Source organism: Bacillus sp. BSL6, assembly GCF_052928345.1.
Window position 1 is genome coordinate 514,577 of sequence record NZ_JAVGCW010000002.1, and the last position, 21,624, is coordinate 536,200.

The 21,624-nt window shown below is 36.5% G+C and carries 19 protein-coding genes and 1 other annotated feature; of the genes, 5 read left to right on the plus strand and 14 right to left on the minus strand.

Annotation, left to right across the window (positions count from 1 at the left end; translation table 11 throughout):
- The first annotated feature begins 557 nt into the window (after positions 1 to 557).
- Positions 558 to 761, plus strand: a complete 204-nt coding sequence (locus RCJ96_RS08880; RefSeq protein WP_000559980.1) for a hypothetical protein — start codon at positions 558 to 560, stop codon at positions 759 to 761.
- Positions 762 to 787: 26 nt separating this feature from the next.
- Here RCJ96_RS08880 and RCJ96_RS08885 read toward each other — a convergent pair whose 3' ends face one another.
- The gene (locus RCJ96_RS08885) at positions 788 to 2,434 is read right to left on the minus strand and encodes a peptide ABC transporter substrate-binding protein (protein WP_074609860.1); all 1,647 of its coding nucleotides are present in this window, start codon (positions 2,432 to 2,434) and stop codon (positions 788 to 790) included.
- Between the two features lie 352 nt (positions 2,435 to 2,786).
- Here RCJ96_RS08885 and RCJ96_RS08890 point away from each other — a divergent pair, with 352 nt between their 5' ends.
- The gene (locus RCJ96_RS08890) at positions 2,787 to 4,232 is read left to right on the plus strand and encodes an MATE family efflux transporter (protein ID WP_074609862.1); all 1,446 of its coding nucleotides are present in this window, start codon (positions 2,787 to 2,789) and stop codon (positions 4,230 to 4,232) included.
- Between the two features lie 149 nt (positions 4,233 to 4,381).
- Here RCJ96_RS08890 and RCJ96_RS08895 read toward each other — a convergent pair whose 3' ends face one another.
- The 5 genes from RCJ96_RS08895 to RCJ96_RS08915 all read right to left on the minus strand — a co-directional run bounded on the left by RCJ96_RS08895 (position 4,382) and on the right by RCJ96_RS08915 (position 10,096).
- A complete protein-coding gene (locus tag RCJ96_RS08895; protein WP_000166346.1) occupies positions 4,382 to 5,317 on the minus strand; it encodes an ABC transporter ATP-binding protein in 936 nt (311 codons plus the stop codon).
- Positions 5,310 to 6,353: an ABC transporter ATP-binding protein gene (locus RCJ96_RS08900; protein ID WP_000854348.1), complete on the minus strand. Its 1,044-nt coding sequence runs from the start codon at positions 6,351 to 6,353 to the stop codon at positions 5,310 to 5,312. The genes RCJ96_RS08895 and RCJ96_RS08900 overlap by 8 nt, the downstream gene beginning before the upstream one ends.
- Positions 6,354 to 6,371: 18 nt before the next feature.
- Positions 6,372 to 7,388 carry an oligopeptide ABC transporter permease gene (opp3C, locus tag RCJ96_RS08905; protein ID WP_000974101.1) on the minus strand — a complete coding sequence of 339 codons (1,017 nt, stop codon included), beginning with the start codon at positions 7,386 to 7,388 and terminating at the stop codon, positions 6,372 to 6,374.
- Positions 7,385 to 8,314 carry an oligopeptide ABC transporter permease gene (gene opp3b, locus RCJ96_RS08910; protein WP_000534165.1) on the minus strand — a complete coding sequence of 310 codons (930 nt, stop codon included), beginning with the start codon at positions 8,312 to 8,314 and terminating at the stop codon, positions 7,385 to 7,387. The genes opp3C and opp3b overlap by 4 nt, the downstream gene beginning before the upstream one ends.
- A gap of 126 nt (positions 8,315 to 8,440) precedes the next feature.
- A complete protein-coding gene (locus RCJ96_RS08915; protein WP_074610631.1) occupies positions 8,441 to 10,096 on the minus strand; it encodes a peptide ABC transporter substrate-binding protein in 1,656 nt (551 codons plus the stop codon).
- A gap of 319 nt (positions 10,097 to 10,415) precedes the next feature.
- On the opposite strand from RCJ96_RS08915, the gene RCJ96_RS08920 reads away from it, so the two are divergent.
- The gene (locus tag RCJ96_RS08920; protein WP_001044991.1) at positions 10,416 to 10,796 is read left to right on the plus strand and encodes a DUF3899 domain-containing protein; all 381 of its coding nucleotides are present in this window, start codon (positions 10,416 to 10,418) and stop codon (positions 10,794 to 10,796) included.
- 105 nt (positions 10,797 to 10,901) lie between these two features.
- Positions 10,902 to 11,118, plus strand: a binding site (T-box leader).
- Between the two features lie 75 nt (positions 11,119 to 11,193).
- Positions 11,194 to 12,183, plus strand: a complete 990-nt coding sequence (gene trpS / locus RCJ96_RS08925; RefSeq protein ID WP_000110985.1) for a tryptophan--tRNA ligase — start codon at positions 11,194 to 11,196, stop codon at positions 12,181 to 12,183.
- A gap of 157 nt (positions 12,184 to 12,340) precedes the next feature.
- On the opposite strand, the gene RCJ96_RS08930 is transcribed toward trpS, so the two are convergent.
- The 7 genes from RCJ96_RS08930 to RCJ96_RS08960 form a co-directional block, all read right to left on the minus strand.
- Positions 12,341 to 13,087: a YjbA family protein gene (locus RCJ96_RS08930; protein WP_029437838.1), complete on the minus strand. Its 747-nt coding sequence runs from the start codon at positions 13,085 to 13,087 to the stop codon at positions 12,341 to 12,343.
- 143 nt (positions 13,088 to 13,230) lie between these two features.
- On the minus strand, positions 13,231 to 14,019 hold the full coding sequence (locus RCJ96_RS08935; RefSeq protein ID WP_416504221.1) for a DUF2268 domain-containing protein: 789 nt from the start codon (positions 14,017 to 14,019) through the stop codon (positions 13,231 to 13,233).
- Positions 14,020 to 14,125: 106 nt separating this feature from the next.
- On the minus strand, positions 14,126 to 15,364 hold the full coding sequence (gene fabF / locus RCJ96_RS08940; protein ID WP_000412651.1) for a beta-ketoacyl-ACP synthase II: 1,239 nt from the start codon (positions 15,362 to 15,364) through the stop codon (positions 14,126 to 14,128).
- A 31-nt stretch (positions 15,365 to 15,395) separates the two neighbouring features.
- A complete protein-coding gene (gene fabH, locus RCJ96_RS08945; protein WP_001100536.1) occupies positions 15,396 to 16,328 on the minus strand; it encodes a beta-ketoacyl-ACP synthase III in 933 nt (310 codons plus the stop codon).
- 401 nt (positions 16,329 to 16,729) lie between these two features.
- The gene (locus tag RCJ96_RS08950) at positions 16,730 to 16,906 is read right to left on the minus strand and encodes a ComZ family protein (protein ID WP_009879752.1); all 177 of its coding nucleotides are present in this window, start codon (positions 16,904 to 16,906) and stop codon (positions 16,730 to 16,732) included.
- A gap of 53 nt (positions 16,907 to 16,959) precedes the next feature.
- Positions 16,960 to 17,832, minus strand: a complete 873-nt coding sequence (locus tag RCJ96_RS08955) for an NAD-dependent epimerase/dehydratase family protein (protein ID WP_416504222.1) — start codon at positions 17,830 to 17,832, stop codon at positions 16,960 to 16,962.
- A 29-nt stretch (positions 17,833 to 17,861) separates the two neighbouring features.
- Positions 17,862 to 18,596 carry an alpha/beta hydrolase gene (locus tag RCJ96_RS08960; RefSeq protein ID WP_416504223.1) on the minus strand — a complete coding sequence of 245 codons (735 nt, stop codon included), beginning with the start codon at positions 18,594 to 18,596 and terminating at the stop codon, positions 17,862 to 17,864.
- 157 nt (positions 18,597 to 18,753) lie between these two features.
- Between RCJ96_RS08960 and RCJ96_RS08965 the strand changes: the two genes are divergently transcribed.
- Positions 18,754 to 18,936, plus strand: coding sequence for a YjzD family protein (locus tag RCJ96_RS08965; protein ID WP_001211116.1), 183 nt, complete (start codon positions 18,754 to 18,756; stop codon positions 18,934 to 18,936).
- Between the two features lie 37 nt (positions 18,937 to 18,973).
- Here RCJ96_RS08965 and clpB read toward each other — a convergent pair whose 3' ends face one another.
- The gene (gene clpB, locus RCJ96_RS08970) at positions 18,974 to 21,574 is read right to left on the minus strand and encodes an ATP-dependent chaperone ClpB (protein ID WP_416504224.1); all 2,601 of its coding nucleotides are present in this window, start codon (positions 21,572 to 21,574) and stop codon (positions 18,974 to 18,976) included.
- Positions 21,575 to 21,624: the final 50 nt, after the last annotated feature.

The window sequence follows — 21,624 nt, forward strand, 5'->3', positions numbered from 1 at the left end:
ACTAATTACAGTTTAAATTTCTAAATTCAGCAATTTTGCGCGATACCTTGTCTTAAAACAAAGTAAAAAAATTGCATTTCATGTAAGCAACAACTTTTAGTAAACAACAATTACTTTTAATAAGTAACTTCTATAATCATTATACAATAGATTTTGCAAGAAATATACAGTAAATTTCCTTCTAATTGAGAAAACTCTTCCGTGCATTTCACTGCTATGTAACATAATCACACTTACTTCAGCTGTTCTTTAACAATAATCTTCAACCCTCTTAACGCTTGCTTTTCATAGATTTTTCATATGATTTATAGTTATTTCCTCATAATCTTTTCTATGAAAACGAGAACGTTTTCTTACCTTTTTTTGATAAATCAATTAAGAAATGTAAGACTATATAAGTGAGAATCTTAAAGAACATTTGTTCTTATTTTAACAAACATTCTCATTCATGTCTATACGATTTCTAAAATAAACCCATTATTTTTCTGACATTTCTTTCTTTTTTATCTTTTATCTCATACAATAAAAATACAGACAGGCAAAGGGGGAATTTGCAAATGATTGCTTTTTTTATTGATTTTGTCACTGTTGCTACCCTCATCATCGGAATAACAGCATTGATTGGTGTCATTACAAATAGCATTGGTGAAAAACTCTTTGGCGGAAAAGAAAAGATGAAGTTTGTTAATAAAAGTTTGGATGTGCAATCCGGCTGGAACGAGGTCGGTGGGAAAGGTATTTATAAGAAACGTACGTATTAAAAAAAGCAGGCAATCACCTGCTTTTTTTATTTCTCTACTGACGCCCATTTAAAGCTTAAATCGCCGCCATATTTATGGTTGTACATATTTTTAATTGAATCTCTTTGCAAGTATGCTCTACCACGTTGATATACTGGAACAATCGCAGCGTCATCAAGTAACATTTTCTCTGCTTCTAGTAAGCTTTTCCAGCGAGCATTTACATCGCTTCCATCTTTTTTCGCTTTCATGATGATCTCATCATATTTCGGATTAGAATATTTCATTTTATTTTGTGATCCGTCAGTTACAAACATATCAAGATATGTAATTGGATCTGGGAAGTCCGCACTCCATCCAGAGAATGACATGACAAAATCGCCCGCATCTTCTAATTTTAGTTTTTGTGCGAATGGTTGTTGTTTAATTTTCACTGTTAAACCTGGTAAATTCTTTTCTAACTCACCTTTTAAATATTCCCCTGTTTTCTTCGATAATTCAACATCTTCATTTAATAACTCTAATTCGATTTCATTTTTACCAAGCTCTTTTTTACCAGTTTCCCAATATTTCTTCGCTTCTTTCACGTTTGGTTTTACAATATCTCCATTTACAGCACGGAAGTCCTTTTTATCCGGTCCTTTAATGAAGTTATCAGGAATTAATCCTGTTGCTGGCTTAGAACCGTTATTTAATAATGTATCAACGAACGGTTTACGTTCAAAAGCAAGTGAAATTGCTTTACGAATATTTTTATTTGCTAACGCTGGATCTTTTTGATTTAAACGAAGGAAGAATACAGATGTATCTTCTACTGTTTGGAAATCTGGTTTTCCTTTATATTTATCGATGAACTCCGCTAATAACGTCGCTCGATCGACTGCGTTTGTTTCATACAAATTAATTGGTGTAGACGTATCTTTAACAATATTAAAGTTTACTTCCTCAATCTTCACTTCTTTATTGTCCCAATATGACGGGCTCTTTGTCATTTTAAAGCTACGTTCATGTTGCCAATCACTTAATGTAAATGGTCCGTTATAAAGTGTTGTATTCGCTTCCAAACCAAACTTCGTACCTTGTTCTTTTACAAACTTTTCATTCACAGGATAGAAGATTGGATATACCATTAAATCTACAAGGTATGGAATTGAATTGTCTAATTCCACTTCTAATGTATGATCATCAATCGCTTTTACACCTAATTGATCCGGACTCATCTCTTTTTTATTAATTTTCTCTGCATTTTTTATATCATACATAATGTACGCTGATTTCGCAGCTGTATCTGGGTTAATTGCTCTTTGCCATGCATATACGAAATCTTTCGCCGTCACAGGCTCACCATTTGACCATTTTGCGTCTTCACGTAATGTAAATGTATATTTTTTACCGTCTTCTGACTTTTTAAATTCCTTCGCTACACCAGGAATTAGCTTATCATCTTTTCCTAAACTGTATAAGCCTTCCATCGTATTAGTCATTACTCTTGAAGAAACTGCATCAGCTGATAACGCTGGATCCATCGTTGGAATTTCTTGCGTTTCAATTAAATTAATAACTTGCTTCGCACCGCTTTTCCCGCTATCCCCTTTTGCGTTCGCTTGCGGTTCATCTTTTTGGTAGCTACATGCCCCTAACATCATGCTCATTGCTACTGTTGATACTACAAAAACTGGCATCTTTTTTTTCATACTTCCACCCTCCACAAAAATGTTAGCCCTTTCATTTTCAAACAAAAAGAAATATATATATGTTCTAATAATTCATATTATACACACAAATATATTTTTTGTATATTTATATTTCTATTTTATTAAAATTTTCTGTTAAAAATCAAACCTTTGTAAACGCTTCATATTGCTGATTATCCTTACTAAAGTGTTGAAAATAGTCATTTTTATATTTTTCTAAATTATCAGAGAAAAACAAATTTTATATTTTATAATACTTTACGCATAATTATCCTTCTGTTTTTATCATAAAATAGCACTCTCTTCATAATAAAAATATGTAGGTTAAAATGAGTGCAAAGGATAAGAAAGTATGTTACGATACACTTTGCTAAAAATAGATATCGGTAAAGAGGGGACGGACATGACAGCAATTCAGGCAAAAAACGGGCCTACAGAGAAATTAAGTTTATTCTTATTAACATGGCCTATTTTTCTAGAAGTTTTTCTATTTATGTTAATGGGGATCGCTGATACTTTCATGTTAAGTGCATTATCAGACGATGCTGTATCTGGGGTTGGTGCAGCGAATCAATATCTCCATATCGCTATTTTGGTACTAGAAGTCATCGGGAACGGCGCAGCCATCGTCGTATCTCAATACCTCGGTTCCAAACGTTTTATGGAAGCATCAAAAATATCAGCTTTAGCCGTCACATTAAATTTAGTGGTCGGACTCGTTATAAGCGCTGGTTTTCTTTTATTCTCAAAACATATGATGATGGCAATGAACTTACAAGGCGATGTACTTATGTATGCACAAAGCTATTTATCCATCGTCGGAGGAGCTATTTTCCTTCAAGCTATTATTAATTCATTAGCCGCAATTATCCGCGTACATGGCTTCACAAAGCAAGCGATGTTTATTTCTCTTGGAATGAATATTATTCATATCGCCGGAAACTACGTACTCATTTTCGGAAAATTTGGTTTCCCAGAGCTAGGTGTACAAGGGGCTGCCATTTCTTCTGCTGTCAGCAGGCTAATCGCGCTTATCGTTTTCTTCTTGTTACTGTACCGCGTTATGGAGTACCGTGTAAAATTACAATATTATTTCACCTTATCAAAAGAATATATCGGGAAAATTTTAAAAATCGGAATTCCATCTGCATTTGAGCAGGTTATGTATCAAGCTTGCCAAATTGTCTTCTTATACTATGCAACATATTTAGGAACGGAATCGTTAGCGGCTAGACAATACGCTACGAACATTTCTATGTTCACTTATTTATTCGCTATTGCAATCGGTATGGGAACTGCAATTATTATCGGACGCCTCGTTGGCGGTGGTGAAAAAGATGAAGCGTATGAACGCGTATGGAAAAGTGTAAAGTGGGCGATTGGTGTCACTTTATGTATGGTTGCTCTCGTTATTACATTCCGCACACAATTAATGGGACTATTTACAGATAATCCGCACATTATTGCGTTAGGTGCAAGCGTCCTTTTACTAAGTGTACTACTTGAAACAGGGCGTACGATGAACATCGTCATCATCAATTCACTTCGCGCAGCTGGTGATGCAAAGTACCCAGTTTTAATCGGCGCATTCTCTATGGTGTTAATGAGTTTACCACTCGGTTATTTTTTCGCCTTCCATTTAGATATGGGACTCGTTGGTATTTGGCTAGCAATTGCTATTGATGAATGGACGCGCGCCATTATTATGTTCTTCCGCTGGAAAAGTAGAGCGTGGGAGCGTTATGCACTTGTTAAACCTGAAGAACAAGAGGAGATTGTTTCTGTTCAAGCGCAATAATACGCGTTTCATTAAGGTGTAGTCATTCGTATAGGAAACTTATATTTGCGATTCTTTAAATATATCGACTTACCGAGAAATAGTGACAACTCTTTTATATAGTAGAAAAAAGCCATTCTTCAGTAATAATAGAAGAATGGCCTTTTTTATTATTGATAAATCTCTTTATATTTCTTATACTCCGCTTCAGAACATAATACGAAATGTCCTGGGCGAATTTCACGCATTGTCGGTTCTTCACTACCATAATTGTGCTGAGATGGATCGTATACGATACGTTTACGATTGCGCTCATAATCTGGATCTGGAAGTGGAATTGCTGATAATAGTGATTTTGTATATGGATGAATTGGATTTGCATATAACTCATCACTTGTTGTTAATTCAACGATTTGACCACGGTACATTACACCAATGCGGTCACTAATGTATTTTACCATTGATAAATCATGGGCAATGAATAAGTATGTTAAACCTTTTTCTTTTTGTAACTTTTTCAGTAAGTTTACAACTTGCGCCTGAATTGATACGTCAAGTGCTGAGATTGGCTCATCGGCAATGATAAATTCAGGTTCTACAGCAAGTGCACGAGCGATACCGATACGTTGACGTTGTCCACCTGAGAATTCATGAGGGAAACGGTTTGCGTGCTCTTTATTTAAGCCAACTGTGTTTAATAATTCATGAACACGGTCCATACGCTCTTTTTTGTTTTTCGCTAATCCGTGAATATCAATACCTTCTGCAATAATATCCCCTACTGTCATACGAGGGTTTAATGATGCATATGGATCTTGGAAAATCATTTGCATTTTACGGTTGAATTTCTTCAATTCTGCGCGTGATTTTTTGCCATGTACATTTTCACCGTCGAACAATACTTCACCAGCAGTTGCATCATATAAACGAATAATCGTTCTTCCAGTTGTTGATTTACCACAACCTGATTCTCCTACAAGACCAAATGTTTCTCCGCGGTAAATATCAAATGAAATATCATTAACCGCTTTGACAACACCACCACTCACGTCGAAGTGCTGCTTTACATTTTTTACTTCAATTAATTTCTCACGTTGTTTAGTCATGTTGTTCACCTGCTTTCATTTGAAGAATGCGTTTTTCAACGACTGCCGGCGGTCTTACTTCTGGAGCTTGCTCATGAAGTAACCAAGTTGCCGCATAGTGTGTATCACTTACTTTAAATAAAGGTGGGTCCATTTCAAAATCAATTTTCAGTGCCTGCGGGTTACGTGGTGCAAAAGCATCTCCCTTTGGCGGCTTCAATAAATCTGGAGGCGTTCCAGGAATTGCGTATAACTCTTCCTCTGAGCCATCTAAACTTGGCATAGATGCGATTAAGCCCCAAGTATACGGATGTTTTGGATTGTAGAAAATTTCATCTACAGTTCCGATTTCAACAACTTTACCAGCGTACATAACTGCTACGCGGTCCGCAACGTTCGCCACTACACCTAAGTCATGCGTAATGAAAATGATTGCTGCTTCTGTTTTTTGTTGAATGTCCTTCATAAGCTCTAAAATTTGCGCCTGAATTGTAACGTCTAGCGCTGTTGTCGGCTCATCGGCAATCAATAATTTTGGGTTACAAGCTAATGCCATCGCAATAACTACACGCTGCCTCATACCACCAGAGAATTGGTGCGGATATTGTTTTAAACGAGCTTCTGGATTTGGAATACCTACAAGGTCGATTAATTCCAACGCAACTTTACGTGCGTCTGCTTTACTCATTCCTTGGTGTTTAATAAGGCCTTCCATAATTTGATTTCCAATTGTCATCGTTGGGTTTAATGATGTCATTGGATCTTGGAAAATCATCGCGATATCTTTACCACGTACTTGCTGCATTTCTTTTTCTGTTAATTTCGTTAAGTCACGACCTTCAAATACGATTTCACCATTTTTAATGCGTCCAGGAGGATTCGGAATTAATCCCATTAACGCTTTAGAAGTAACTGATTTCCCAGAACCAGATTCTCCTACAATCGCTAATGTTTCCCCTTTTTTCAAATCAAAAGTAACGCCGCGTACAGCTTGTACTTCACCTGCATGTGTATCAAAGGAGACTTGTAAATCTTTTACCTCTAACAATGTTTTCATCTTTGCCTCTCCCCTCTTTTACTTACGCATTTTTGGATCTAACGCATCGCGTAATCCGTCTGCCATTAAGTTAAACGCTAAAATTAATATACTGATGACAACCGCAGGAATGAACATCATATGCGGATACGTTTGAATTGATTTATAACCGTCATTTACAAGAGAACCAAGTGATGCGAATGGTGGCTGAATACCTAAACCGATGAAGCTTAAGAACGCCTCACCAAACACCGCTGTTGGAATTGTAAACATTGTCATTACGATAATTGGTCCCATTACGTTCGGGATTAAGTGTTTTACAATTAATTGTGTATTTGTTGCACCTAATGTACGAGATGCTAATACGTATTCTTGATTTTTTAATTTAAGGATTTGTCCACGAACGATACGCGACATCCCTATCCAACCTGTAATTGCCATTGCGAGTGTAATTGACCATATACCAGATCCCATAATGATTACCATTAAAATAACGATGATTAAGTATGGAATACCGTTAATAATCTCCATAATACGTTGCATAATGTTATCTACTCTACCGCCATAGAACGCTGAAATACCTCCATATGCAACCCCAATTACTAAGTCAATTGCTGCTGCTAAAAGAGCGATATATAATGATACGCGTGTACCTTCCCATGTTCTTGTCCATAAATCGCGTCCAAGATCATCTGTACCAAACCAGAAATACTCTTTAATATCACGTTTTTCATATTGGTCAACACCATATTGATCTGTACCGTCAAATGGTAACCAATGAACATTTTCAATAACTGGAATTTTCGGTGGCAATTTTGCACGTCCTAAATCTTGCTCTTTATACGAGTGCTTACTTACCATCGGTCCGAAGATTGCTAGTAAGATAATAAGCGTTAATAAAACTAAACCAAACATTGCTCCTTTATGTTGGAACAAACGTCTTCTTACATCTTGCCAAAACGTTAAGCTTGGACGGGCAATGACTTCATTATCCACATTATTTTGATTAGCTTGTTGAAATAAGTCTGGAGATAATTTTTGTACATCTTTCATCATTTTTTCCCTCCCGCTAAACGAATACGAGGATCAATAATTCCGTATAAAATATCAACAATGAAAATAACTAAGATGAAGATCGCACTATAGAAAATTGTAGTTCCCATAATAACTGTATAGTCATTCACTGTAATAGATTTAACGAACTGTTCCCCTAGTCCTGGTACAGCATAAATTTGCTCAATAACTAATGTACCTGTAATTAACCCTGCAACCATCGGTCCTAAAATTGTTACAACTGGAATTAACGCGTTACGAAGGGCGTGTTTGATAATGATAACGCCTTGGCTAATTCCTTTCGCTTTCGCTGTTAAAATGTAGTCAGCTTGCATAACTTCAATTAACTCTGCACGAGCGAAACGTGCGATTGTTGCGATAACTGCCATCGATAAAGCAATTGTAGGCATTACTGTAAACTCTGGTCCTTTCCAGAATGCTACTGGGAACCATCCAAGTTTTACCCCTACGAAATATTGTAGTAATGCGGCGAATACGAACGATGGTACCGACATCCCGAGTACGGAAATAATTGTCGCTCCATAGTCGACCCACGTATTGTTACGAAGTGCCGCAACGATTCCTAAAATTAAACCGATAAATGTTCCTAATATAATCGCTTGTAAACCAAGTTGTGCTGATGGTCCAATGCGATCCACAATCATATCTGTTACTGGACGGTTATCATATTGGAATGATACCCCTAAATCACCTTTTGCTAAGTTACCTAAGTAACGTGCATATTGAACTGGTACTGGATCATTTAAACCATATTTTTCAAGAATGATTTCTTTTTGTGCAGGTGATAACTTCTCCTGATTTTTAAGCGGAGAACCTGGAAGTAATTTCATCAAAAAGAAAGTCAACGTAGTAATTAAAAATAATGTCAAAGCCATGTACACGAAACGTTTTAATACATAACGTCCCATAGTCAAGCACCTCCCCGTTTTTCTCAAAAGCAATAAGATAGTTTAAAATATTCTTACTTTTATTTTTTTAAAATAAGAGTACATGCCCATCATAGGCATATACCCTAATAAACGATGGAAAAAAGATTATTTTTGTTCAACAGATGCCCATTTGTAAGTTAATTTACCCCCATAGTTAATTGGGATAATATCTTTAACGGCACCTTTTACTACATACGCTGAACCTTTTTGGAAGATTGGAGTGATAACTGCATCCTCTTTAATTAACATCTTCTCTACCTCTAAAAGATTGTCCCAGCGTGCTTGTAAATCTTTTGTATCTGTTTTAGCTTTTAGAATTAACTCATCATATTTCTGATTAGAATAGCCTGTTTTATTTTGAGAACCATTTGTAACAAACATATCTAAATATGAGATTGGATCTGGGAAATCTGGTCCCCATATACCAAACGCAATATCATATTGCTGAGAATCTTCTAATTTATTTTTTTGTGCGAATGGCTGCTGTTTAATTTTAATTGATAAACCTGGTAAGTTCTTTTCCATCTCACCTTTTAAGAATTCGCCAACTTTTTTCGCATCTTCATTATCGAAGTTTAAGAATTCTAGTTCGATTTTATCAGTGCCAAGCTCTTTCTTCGCTGTTTCCCACAGCTTTTTCGCTTCTTTTGGATTTGTTTCAACTAACTTTCCATTTTCAGCTCGGAAATCTTTTTTATTCGGACCTTCAGCAAAATCTTTTCCAACAAATCCATAAGCTCCAATTGCACCATTATTTAAAATAACCTTCGCAATGTTATCACGATCAAAGGACATTGAAATTGCTTTTCTTAAGTTTTTATTACTTAAGTATTGATTACTTTGATTAAATCTTAAGTAAGCAACCCCTGCTTCTTTTCTTGTGTGGAATTCTGGGCTTTGTCTAAACTTATCAACAAATTCTGAAGATAGAGCCGCACGATCAATCGAGTTTGTCTCATATAAATTTACATCAGTTGACGTATTTTTAACAATATTAAAGTTAATTTCTTCGATTTTAACCGTTTTATTATCCCAATATGATGGGTTCTTCTTAAACTGGAAGCTTTGCTCATGTTTCCAATCACTCATAACAAATGGTCCATTATATAATGTTGTATTTGCCTCTAACCCAAACTTATCACCTTGCGCTTTCACAAAGTTCTCATTAAGTGGGTAAAATACTGGATAAACCGTTAAATCAACAAAGTAAGGAACGGGATTGTCTAATTCCACTTCTAATGTATAATCATCAATCGCTTTTACACCTAATTGGTCAGCAGGTAATTCTTTTTTATGAATTTTCTCTGCATTTTTAATATCAAACATAATGTACGAATACGTTGCTTTTGTATCTGGATTTACTGCTCTTTTCCATGAATACACAAAGTCTTTTGCCGTTACAGCTTCCCCATTCGACCACTTTGCATCTTTTCTTAATTTAAATATGTATTTCTTTCCATCCTCTAGCTTTTGAACATCTTCAGCAATTCCAGGCAATCTCTTTTGATCTTTGCCGATACGATATAAACCTTCCATCGTATTATTTAATGCTGTAGAAGATGCAGAGTCAGATGCTAATGATGCATCCATTGACGGAATTTCAGATAACTCTGTTAAATTAAGAACCTGCTTTCCGTTACTACTACTCGTAGCGTTTTCTTTCCCTTTTGCTTTTGCGTCATCTTTTTGATAGCTGCACGCACCAAGCAACATACTTGCAGTTAAAGTCGATGCAAGTAATAACGGTATCTTTTTCTTCATGTTGTGTTGCCTCCCCTAATTGCACTTCCTGTACCCTCACTTGTAAAAAAGTAGAATTGAAAGAATAATCTCCAAGTTTCTACAATTTTCATTATACATATAATATAACAATTGTGAATATAGTTTTTTGTTTTTTTGTTAAAATTTTTAATAAAATGTTTATATTTTTATTTTTTTGTAAAGGGATACGTTAACATTGCTACCATCATCTTGCAATCAGACCTTTAATTGCGTATAATTTTCAAAAAATTAATTCTAGTACATATTATAGCTTTTATAGTATAATAATTCTAGTAATATTTTGACGGAGGGGAACATTTTGAATAAAGTTTTTTTTCATACTTGTATACTAATTTTCATAGCGATAATTGCTTCTAGTATTGGCGCATTCCTTGTTTCATCGCAGTTTTTGTTGAATTTTGTCAACATCTCGTTCTATATCGCACTATTTTTTATTCTTATAGGCGGTTTTTTATTCATATTTCAAAATGGATTTTTTAATGTAACAATTTACGCCTTCCAAAGAGTATTTGGTACGAACAAAAAAATCGACTCTTTAATTGAAGAAGTAGAGGAACCTGTCGATAAGAAAGAACGTATTTATAAAACATATTCATTCAAATGGACGTATCCAATTTGCATTACCGGTATCGTTCTTGGGTTGTTCTCGACCTTCATTAGCTTTACTATTTTGATGTAGTTTGCAAACACTATCCCATATGATATAATAATCTGCAAAACATTTTGTTATAAAACTTTAGTTCTTTCATATTTAAAGAGCTCAAGTAACAATAAATAAATTTATATGTATGCGATGATAAAGAAGAGTACATATTGAGGCAATTTCAGAGAGCTTGTGGCTGGTGTGAACAAGTAATTGTACAGTATGGAATGGGCTTTTGAGCTCCAAACCGAACCGAAAGTAGTAGGCTTTGGCGTTATATCCAAACGTTATTATGGATTAGAGAGATTTCACAGTAGTGAAATAATTAGGGTGGTACCGCGGTCCATTCGTCCCTATAATTTTTTGGGATGAATGGGCTTTTTTGTTTGCCTTCTCTTCCCTATCACGCATTCAAATTTAGGAGGAATTACTTATGTCAGTTATCTTTTCTGGTATTCAGCCGAGTGGAACGATTACACTTGGAAACTATTTAGGAGCTATGAAGCAATTTACAGAGCTTCAGAACGAACACGACTGTTATTTCTGTATTGTAAATCAACATGCGATTACAGTACCTCAAGATCCCGTCGGGCTTCGTAAAAACATCCGCAGTCTTGCTGCACTTTATGTAGCATGCGGTATCGATCCTGAAAAAGCTACGTTATTTGTACAATCAGAAGTACCGGCACACGCTCAACTAGGATGGATTATGCAATCAGTTGCTTACGTTGGAGAATTAGAGCGTATGACGCAATATAAAGATAAAGCGTCAGGTAGAGATTCAGTACCAGCTGGATTACTAACGTATCCACCATTAATGGCTGCTGATATTTTACTTTACAACACTGAAATCGTGCCTGTTGGTGATGACCAAAAGCAACATATGGAATTAACACGTGACCTAGCAGAGCGTTTCAACAAACGCTTCCGTGAAGTATTCACAATTCCTGAAATTCGCATTCCAAAAGTAGGAGCTCGCGTTATGTCACTAACAGAGCCTACGAAAAAAATGAGTAAATCTGATCCGAATCCAAAATCAATGATCAGCATGCTTGACGAACCAAAAACAATTGAAAAGAAAATTAAGAGTGCTGTAACTGATTCTGAAGGTATCGTGAAATTTGATAAAGAAAACAAACCTGGCATCTCTAACTTATTAACAATCTACTCTTCATTCTCTGGAAAAACAGTTGAAGAAATTGAAGCAATGTACGAAGGAAAAGGATACGGCGACTTTAAAGGCGACTTAGCGCAAGTAGTCGTAGAGGCAATTCGTCCAATCCAAGACAAATATAACGAACTAATCAACTCACCAGAACTAGACGAAATTCTAGACAAAGGTGCCGAAAAAGCAAACCGCGTCGCATTCAAACAACTACGCAAAGTAGAAAACGCAATGGGACTAAGCAGAAAACGTAGGTAATTTATAAAGCGGAGGCGGCTCGTTCAGCTCTGACTGGCTAAGGTTCTTTCGCATAAAAGGCGCTTTTTGCCTTCTTATGCGGAAGGTTCTTAGACACGAAGAGCTTGCTGCTGAAGATAAGTTACACCAAATTAAAAAACCGCCAATTGGCGGTTTTTTAATTTACCTTTTGCTCGTTTTCCATTTCCCATAACTTTTCAAAAAATGGCTGTCCTTTTACGAGACGCTCGCATAATTGTTCGTGCTTCTCAGACCAACCTGATTTCGCTTCATCATACAGCTTAGCCCAAATATCTTCAAATTCCATATGCTGAACCATTCCGTATGCTGATGGATCCCACTCTGTGAACCAATAGCGAATTTCTGCTGTGTTTTTCGTTGTATGTAATTGATCTAACGCCATAAATAATAATTGTTTAAGCTGTCTTTCTTTACGAGTTAAGCCATTCATAATGAAAGGTGATGGTGATAAAATATGATGTTCTTTTTCCATTTCTTCTACTTGGAACTCATACTTTTCTGCTTGTACGTTTTCTACCATCTCATATACCATCTGCTCTTGGCGCGGTATAAGTCTGCTCTTTCGAATTGGCACGTTGTAACCAATTGTATCAATCGCAATAATTCCTTTTCCATCTGTAACTACAAAGCAATACTCTTGCTGCAAACGTTCATGATTTTTACGAATATAAGCCTTATGATGTACGTCTTCCAACATTTTTTGCGGAAGCTCTAACAATTCGTTCTCGATGTAATGATATAATGTGGAATCTACTTTTAATAATGGCACTTGATCTAATAGCTCAATCGTATCATCTTTCCGCCATTCGTAAAAATGACAAACGTTATACCCATTCTCTTCACCTTCAAACCAATTTACCCATACATCATGTAGATATAACATTCACTACCCCTCACTTCACTACTGTTTGTATCCATCATTATGTTCAATTTTTCTTAACTTTATTCCACCTAAGGAAATATATTCTAATTATTATTTTTTCTTCTATTAATACTAAAAAAACAGGAAAGAGAGCTCCTGTTTTTTTATATATGAAATGTATTGGCTTTATTTAATATTTCTTTCGCATCTATAGGCAATAAAGAAAGTGTATCTTCTCCTTGCAAAGTTACACAATCTTTGACAATATGAAATCCAAGCGCATAGCCAAGCATCTTTGGATAAGAGTGAAATCCATTTAATAAGATGTCGTGCTCCCTTGTTCCTCGCTTTATACTTATTCTTTCATGTACAACGTTTTTCCAATAATATATAGCCCCTTCTTTTGAAAGATACGTCGTCCACGGTGCATTGTTTTTTTCTGAATATCTTTCCGTTACCGCTTGCTCAGCTAACCCTTCCATAATCATCGTATCAAGTAATGTATATTCCGTTTCTTTCGTCTCAATTTGATGCAACCTGCATATGTGATGATATTCATGCGCCAATAGCACTTTTAATTCTTCCACCGAATTCCGCCCACATACGAATAAGAAAATAACGTGACGCATAGATAATCCAGCCCTGCCGTTATACTCTTCTTGTATAGTTCGATTATAGGAATCTGATAATAGAATAAAAACAGGGACATCTGGACCTTTTAACCAATTTTTCAGTTTCTCATACTCCGCACGTAACTCTTTCCAAACTTCCTTTTTCTCTAACTCTTTAATTTCTCGTTCTCCTCGCATAACAGGGCGATACATACCTTTAGAAATTAAAAAGCGATACAACCTTTCTTTTGGCAGCGGGATATACTTCGTAAACTTCTCACACAGCTTTTCTGGCCGTCCATAATATAGATGTAACCACTCAGCAGTTTCAACAATCCCCATCTTTATCCCTCCTTTTTCTTATGTATATGCAAAAGGAGAAAAAGGCGTAAAAATAAATAAGGAGTTTTTTCGCAATATGTTACGAAAAAACTCCTTATTTCATCTATTATTTATACGCTTTAAATACTAATACTGCGTTATGACCACCGAATCCTAATGAATTACTTAACACCGCGTTTACTTCTTGATGTCTCGCATTATTCGGTACGTAATCTAAGTCACATTCTGGATCTGGTGTTTCATAGTTAATTGTTGGAGGAATTACTCCATCTGTAATTGATTTAATAGAGAAGATTGCTTCAACAGCACCAGCTGCCCCTAATAAGTGACCTGTCATTGATTTCGTTGAGCTGATTGCTACTTTATACGCATGCTCACCGAACGTTTCTTTAATTGCCATCGTTTCATACTTTTCATTCGCATCCGTACTTGTACCATGCGCATTAATGTAATCAATATCTTCTGGCTGTAGACCTGCATCCGCTAAAGCTTGACGCATTGCGCGCACGCCGCCTTCACCACCAGGAGCTGGCATTGTAATATGGAATGCATCACCAGTTGCACCGTAACCAGCGATTTCCGCATAAATGTGAGCACCACGAGCTAATGCGTGCTCTAATTCTTCAAGAATTAAAATACCTGAACCTTCACCCATTACGAAACCACTACGGTTTTTATCGAATGGGCGGCAAGCTGTTGCTGGATCTTCATTGAATGTTAATGCTTTCGCTGAGCTAAATCCTGCGAATGCCATACTTGTTAACGGCGCCTCTGCTCCGCCTGTAATCATTGCATCAGCATCACCACGCTGAATTGCTTTAAACGCATCACCAATTGAGTTTGCACCAGATGCACAAGCCGTTACAGAACAAGTGTTAATTCCTTTTGCTCCTGTTGCGATTGATACTTGGCCTGCTGCCATATCTGGGATCATCATCGGTACGAAGAATGGGCTCACGCGGCGCGGGCCTTTCTCAGTAAAAATCTTAAATTGTTCTTCGTATGTTTCCATACCACCAATACCAGAACCAATCCATACACCAATTCGAGGTCCATTTTCTTCTGTAATCTCAAGCTTTGCATCTGCCACTGCCATTTTCGCTGCTGCTACTGCATATTGTGTAAAGCGATCCATACGACGCGCTTCTTTTTTATCAATATATTTCTCGACTTCAAAATCGTTAATTTCTGCTGCTACTTTTGCTGGAAATAGTTCCGGATCAATTCTTGTAAGTCGTCCGATTCCAGATACACCTTTTTTAATGTTTTCCCACGCTGTTTCAACATCTGTACCGACCGGTGTAACAGCTCCTAGTCCTGTAATTACGACCCTCTTTTTTTCCATACAAAATACACTCCTTTTTTTCTCTCAGTCCTTATTTACCCCAACGAAGAGCGACTGCTCCCCATGTTAATCCGCCGCCAAAACCAACAAGTATAATTAAATCACCATCTTGAATACGTCCGTTTTGCAATTCCTCTACCATTGCAATCGGAATGGAAGAAGCTGATGTATTACCGAACTTCTCAATTGTCATACTCATTTTTTCTTGTGGTAGATTTAATCTCTCTCTTGCAGATTCCATAATACGAATATTCGCTTGATGCGGTACTAAGAAATCCACATCTTCTTTCGTAAGACCAGCTTTATCTAGAACGCGAAGACAAGAATCCCCAAGTTGACGAACAGCAAATTTAAAGACTTCTCTGCCATTCATCATAACATACTCATCTTGATAAAGATGCTTACCGCCACTTCCGTCCGCTCCTAATTCGAAAGATAGAACGCCTTTACCTTCTGAAACAGCTCCCATTACGATCGCACCGGCTCCGTCTCCAAATAGTACTGCTGTATTTCGATCGTTCCAATCTACAATTTTAGATAGTTTATCACTACCAACTACTAGTATATTTTTATAAGTTCCCGTTTGAATAAATTGCTGCGCTGTAATCATTCCGTACATAAAACCAGCACACGCTGCACTTAAATCCATTGCAGCTGCATGTTTTGCGCCAATCGCTTCTTGAATAACACAAGCTACTGCTGGAAAAGCACGATCTGGCGTTACTGTTGCTACTAAAATAAGATCGATATCCTCTCCGCTAATCCCTGCATCTTCAAGTGCTTTTTTAGAAGCCTCTACGGCCATATATGAAGTATCTATTGTATCATCGGCAATGCGTCTTTCCGCAATACCTGTTCTCGTACGAATCCATTCATCGGATGTATCCATTATTTTTTCTAAATCGTGATTTGTGACTACTTTTTCCGGCACATATCTTCCGATCCCTAAAATGCCCACGTTCACATCGCAGCCCTCCGTTTTATATCAATTATTATGACTTGGTACTAATTTTAAAACATAAATGTATTTTTGTCTAGAATATATTTCAGCTAAAACATAAAGCTAACGCATTATTCACCTTATTGTTTATGAAAAGAAACGAAAACATACCTTTACCTGTTCTTTCGAAATATAAAAAAGCCTGAACCGTTTCTACTTACAGTTCAGGCCTCTCTTCCATCTAAATTTTTATTCTTTATCTGCTTTCCTTCTAAACTAGAGGGTTCTCCTCACTACTTTTTCTTTAGCCTCTTCATATATCTGTTTTTCCCCCGGCGAGAATAAAAAAGGCCCTGACCGCTTCTATCCACGGTTCGGGCCTCTCTTCCATCTCAAAAAGATGCTTTTTATTCTTTTTATGCTTTTTATTCTTGATCTGCTTTCCCAAGCTCATATGCTTCGTTCATAACTTTCATCAATAACTCTAATACTGGTTGAGCTTTCTCCATATCAAGGGCAATTCCATTATCATCTAAAATGGCCTTTGCTTCTGGTAAATGCTTCATTGCGATTTGTAAAAATTGCATGCTTTTCTCATTCATATTATGTTCTTCCTCTCCATTAAAACTTTCACATACATAGTGTAACACGCTCGCTATCCTTCGTATAACTCTTTATATTTTTTCATATGTGCCAATTGTTTATTTAAACCGTATTCTAACGGAGTATTTCTTTTTATCGAAATAACCTCTACTGTTCCATCTCTTTCTTCCAGATTCTCTTTTTTCACTTTATCCTCTGCACGTAAAAGGTTCATACCTTTTTTCCATAATGATTTTTTACCACTAAGTAAATTATATATACCGAGATATTCCTCGTTCATTCCATTTTCCCATAAGTATTCACATACATCTTCAACGTACAGTAGATCAATTCCGTTTTCCTCGCTGGCATAATGGCACTCTTTCTCACCCAGTTCTGATAAAATGAGCTGATGATACATCATAAAAGATGGTTGCCATGGCCCATATAATGTAGGAACTCGAAATACACTATATTGTACCTCTCCTTTTTTCAATCCTTCTTCCACTTTCGCAAATAGACGTTTATTTTCGGACTCATCTACGTTTCCTACTTCAATAGAAGAAATTAGATTTAACTTCACTTTATGTTCTTCACACAGTCTTATCATTCGCTTTAAATACTGTAATATAACTCTTTCATTTCGAAAGCCACTTTGTTGGTTAGGCTCATACAGACAAAAGTAAACGGCATCAAATTTCTCTTCCTCTACGGATCTCCATCCGTCTTCATCTCTTATTGAATAATACGTAAATAACGCATTTCGCCCAATTAACAATAACTTCTCTTCATTAATTTTTGTCATACTATCAAATTCATCAAAATCAAGACCATATACTTCTACTTCTTCTGCAATCATTTTATTCACAAGGTGATAACCTACAAACGTAAGTGCACCTATAATTAGCACGCGTTCCATACCACCCACCCTTTCTCCTTGAAACAAATAGCTCCTCATTTATGTATATGGGAGCTTCACAATTCTTCTTCATATTTTTTAAAGAAATCAGTCGTTTGCCTAACCATTTTATATTTCACATCTTGCAGATGGAATAAGACAGAAGTATCGCATTGATTGAATTGCCTCATTTTCTCGTATTTACGTAGCAACTGTTTTCTTCCTCTTTTTTCTTGTGTTGATACAAAAATTTTAACAGGTACACAAGACGGAAGAAGCGTAAATGATTTCTTATTTATTTTCGATTCTAATTCTTCTTCTTTAGCATCATACGCTAAACTTAATTCCTTCAAGAGTCTCTTGTAAAAAAATTTATGCTCTTTCTCAAACTCCACATATTCTGGTAAATCTAAACACGGATTTAACATAATGACAGAACGTATACATTCAGGGTATTTGTTCATCATTTCAAGCGCAACAAGTGCCCCCATACCATCTGCCATAATGTGCATTTTTGCATTTAATGTCTCTTTTCTCAACACAACATCATATAGACGTTTTGCTAGACGAACAGATTGATCGTTTCCCCAATGTCTGCCGTATAAATTAGAAGAAAAGACCGTATAGCCTTCCTCAATAAGGCCGTGTAAAAAATAAGATCTACCCGCATGCTGTGTCCATAAACTTGTACCATTCTCAATAAAGTAGTTGTAATCCCCAAGAAGCATGACAGAAAATCCATTTGGCTTCTCCGGTAAATAAATAACGCATGGTTCTTTTTCTAAGTAAAAAAAACGTTCCGTAATACTCATTTTTCCCCCGCCTTATTTTCTAAACGTATAAAAAGTACTCTTTTATAATGTATGAACAGAATGCAAATTTGCGTTGAAAAATCTACAAATATTTTTCTATATTCTTTTTTCAATTGTGTTACAATAAGGACAGATTGAACGAATAGAGGTGTAAAATATGCGTTTCATTTGGGCATTAATTTGGTCGTTCTTGCTTGTACATATGATGAGCTACGTAATCGGCTCTATGACTGGCGGTACATACGATTTTAACCAAGCGTCTATTTTCTCAGTTGTTCTTGCAGTATTAGTACTAGCGATTTCAGCTGCAATTCCAAACGAGCCAGTAGAACAGCACTAAAAAAAGAGTCCGGATTTTATCCGAACTCTTTTTTATTTTACTTCACATGAACAACTAATTCGTTATTTTCTACATCAACCACTACATGACTATTGTCAGTAATCGTACCTGCAATTAATTCTCTCGCTAATTTCGTCTCAACTTGACGCTGTACATATCGTTTTAACGGACGAGCTCCGTACATCGGATCAAATCCGGCTTCGACAACAAACTCTTTCGCTGCGTCTGTTAATTGTACTGTAATATGACGGTCAGCTAAACGGCCTTGTAATTCTTTTACAATTTTATCAACAATACCTTTAATTTCATTCGTTGTAAGAGGTTTGAATAAAATAATTTCGTCGACACGGTTTAAAAACTCTGGTCGGAAATGACCTCTTAATTGTCCCATTACAAGTTCTCTTGATTCTTCTTTAATGGAGCCATCTTCTTTTAATCCATCTAATAAATGAGCAGATCCAATATTTGAAGTCATAATAATAACTGTGTTTTTAAAGTCTACTGTACGGCCTTGCGAATCTGTAATGCGACCGTCATCTAACATTTGTAATAAAATGTTGAATACTTCTGGATGTGCTTTTTCGATTTCGTCTAATAAAATAACGGAATACGGTTTACGTCTTACTGCTTCTGTTAATTGACCGCCCTCTTCATATCCAACATATCCAGGAGGCGCACCAATTAAGCGTGACACAGCGTGTTTCTCCATATACTCAGACATATCAATACGAATCATTTGTTCTTCACTATCAAATAAAGACTGCGCTAACGTTTTTGCAAGTTCTGTTTTACCAACACCAGTAGGTCCTAAGAAAATGAAGGAACCAATCGGACGGTTCGGATCTTTAATACCAGCGCGCGCACGAAGAACTGCGTCTGATACTAAGCTTACCGCTTCCTCTTGTCCGATGACACGCTCTGATAAAATTTGCTCTAAGCGTAATAATTTCTCACGTTCACCTTCAACGAGTTTTGCGACAGGAATACCAGTCCAGCGTGAAACAATCTCAGCAATCTCTTCTTCACTTACTTCCTCACGTAATAAACGATTTTCTTGTTTATTATTTGCGCCCATTTCTTCTGCTTCTTTTAACTCTTTTTCAATTGCAGGAATTTTTCCATGGCGAAGTTCCGCTGCTTTATTTAAATCGTAATTCCCTTCTGCTTCTTCTAATTCACGGCGCAGACGCTCTAAATGTTCACGTAAGTCACGCACTTTGTGAATATCTTCTTTTTCTTTCTCCCATTTCGCTCTCATACCACTTGCAACTTCTTTTAAATCCGATAATTCACGTTGCAATGTTTTTAAACGTTCTTGGCTACCAAAGTCCTTTTCTTTTCCAAGAGCCGCTTCTTCAATTTCTAGCTGCATAATGCGGCGCGTTACTTCATCTAATTCTGTCGGCATAGAATCGATTTCTGTACGAATTGTTGCACAAGCCTCATCGACAAGATCAATTGCTTTATCCGGTAAGAAACGGTCCGAAATATATCGATCTGATAAAACTGATGCTGCTACAATCGCGCGGTCATGAATATTTACACCATGATAAATTTCAAAACGCTCTTTTAAACCACGTAAAATGGAAATTGTATCTTCAACGGTTGGTTCTTCTGCTAATACTTGTTGGAAACGTCTTTCTAGAGCTGGATCTTTCTCAATATATTTACGATATTCATCTAACGTCGTCGCCCCGATACAATGCAGTTCACCACGCGCAAGCATCGGTTTTAACATATTTCCTGCATCCATTGCGCCTTCTGTTTTACCAGCGCCGACAATTGTATGAAGTTCATCAATGAATAGTAAAATACGACCTTCACTCTTTTTAATTTCATTTAATACAGCTTGGAGACGCTCTTCAAATTCACCGCGGAATTTCGCTCCAGCTACAAGCGCACTCATATCTAATGCAAAGATTGTTCTATCTTTTAATCCTTCAGGTACATCCTTTTTCACAATACGCTGTGCTAACCCTTCAACAATTGCTGTTTTACCAACACCTGGTTCACCAATTAAAACTGGGTTGTTTTTCGTTTTACGTGAAAGAATGCGGATTACGCGGCGAATTTCACTATCGCGGCCGATAACAGGGTCAATTTTCCCCGCTCTTACTTCCGCTACTAAATCACGACCATATTTTTCTAACGCTTCATAAGTTGCTTCTGGATTTTGACTAGTCACTCTTTGATTCCCCCGAACTGTCATTAAAGACTGTAATAAGTTATCTTTCGTAATATGAAATCTTGTAAATAATTGGCTTATATCGCCTTTTTCTTCATTAAAAGCAAGTAATACATGTTCAACTGAAATGTAATCATCTTGCAATTTCTCTGCTTCTTTTCCTGCTCTTACTAGCAGTTGTTGCAAAGCACCTGTTATATATAATTTACCTGCTTCTGCACCGCTTCCCGTTACGGAAGGCTTTTTCTTAATTAAATTTTCTACACCTTGTTTTAATGCTTCTATATCGACATTCATTTTTTGAAAAATACGTACTGCTAGCCCATCTTGCTCTTCTAATAATGTAAACAAGAGATGAACAGTATCTACTTCTTGATGGTGATGAGATACCGCTAAAGATTGTGCACTCATAATCGCCTCTTGTGTTTTTGTTGTCATTTGATTTAAGTCCATCTTTACAGTCCTCCAAATGTTTGACTTTCTTTGACCTTTGATTTGATTAT

Bases quoted from the DNA above. Each gene is read 5' to 3' on its own strand.
- RCJ96_RS08935 (WP_416504221.1), bottom strand. From the start codon at position 14,019: ATGGGGATTGTTGAAACTGCTGAGTGGTTACATCTATATTATGGACGG.
- opp3b (WP_000534165.1), bottom strand. From the start codon at position 8,314: ATGGGACGTTATGTATTAAAACGTTTCGTGTACATGGCTTTGACATTA.
- RCJ96_RS08950 (WP_009879752.1), bottom strand. From the start codon at position 16,906: ATGAATGAGAAAAGCATGCAATTTTTACAAATCGCAATGAAGCATTTA.
- RCJ96_RS08890 (WP_074609862.1), top strand. From the start codon at position 2,787: ATGTTACGATACACTTTGCTAAAAATAGATATCGGTAAAGAGGGGACG.
- opp3C (WP_000974101.1), bottom strand. From the start codon at position 7,388: ATGATGAAAGATGTACAAAAATTATCTCCAGACTTATTTCAACAAGCT.
- fabF (WP_000412651.1), bottom strand. From the start codon at position 15,364: ATGGAAAAAAAGAGGGTCGTAATTACAGGACTAGGAGCTGTTACACCG.
- RCJ96_RS08915 (WP_074610631.1), bottom strand. From the start codon at position 10,096: ATGAAGAAAAAGATACCGTTATTACTTGCATCGACTTTAACTGCAAGT.
- RCJ96_RS08900 (WP_000854348.1), bottom strand. From the start codon at position 6,353: ATGAAAACATTGTTAGAGGTAAAAGATTTACAAGTCTCCTTTGATACA.
- RCJ96_RS08930 (WP_029437838.1), bottom strand. From the start codon at position 13,087: ATGTTATATCTACATGATGTATGGGTAAATTGGTTTGAAGGTGAAGAG.
- RCJ96_RS08895 (WP_000166346.1), bottom strand. From the start codon at position 5,317: ATGACTAAACAACGTGAGAAATTAATTGAAGTAAAAAATGTAAAGCAG.
- RCJ96_RS08965 (WP_001211116.1), top strand. From the start codon at position 18,754: ATGCGTTTCATTTGGGCATTAATTTGGTCGTTCTTGCTTGTACATATG.
- RCJ96_RS08885 (WP_074609860.1), bottom strand. From the start codon at position 2,434: ATGAAAAAAAAGATGCCAGTTTTTGTAGTATCAACAGTAGCAATGAGC.
- trpS (WP_000110985.1), top strand. From the start codon at position 11,194: ATGTCAGTTATCTTTTCTGGTATTCAGCCGAGTGGAACGATTACACTT.
- RCJ96_RS08880 (WP_000559980.1), top strand. From the start codon at position 558: ATGATTGCTTTTTTTATTGATTTTGTCACTGTTGCTACCCTCATCATC.
- RCJ96_RS08960 (WP_416504223.1), bottom strand. From the start codon at position 18,596: ATGAGTATTACGGAACGTTTTTTTTACTTAGAAAAAGAACCATGCGTT.
- clpB (WP_416504224.1), bottom strand. From the start codon at position 21,574: ATGGACTTAAATCAAATGACAACAAAAACACAAGAGGCGATTATGAGT.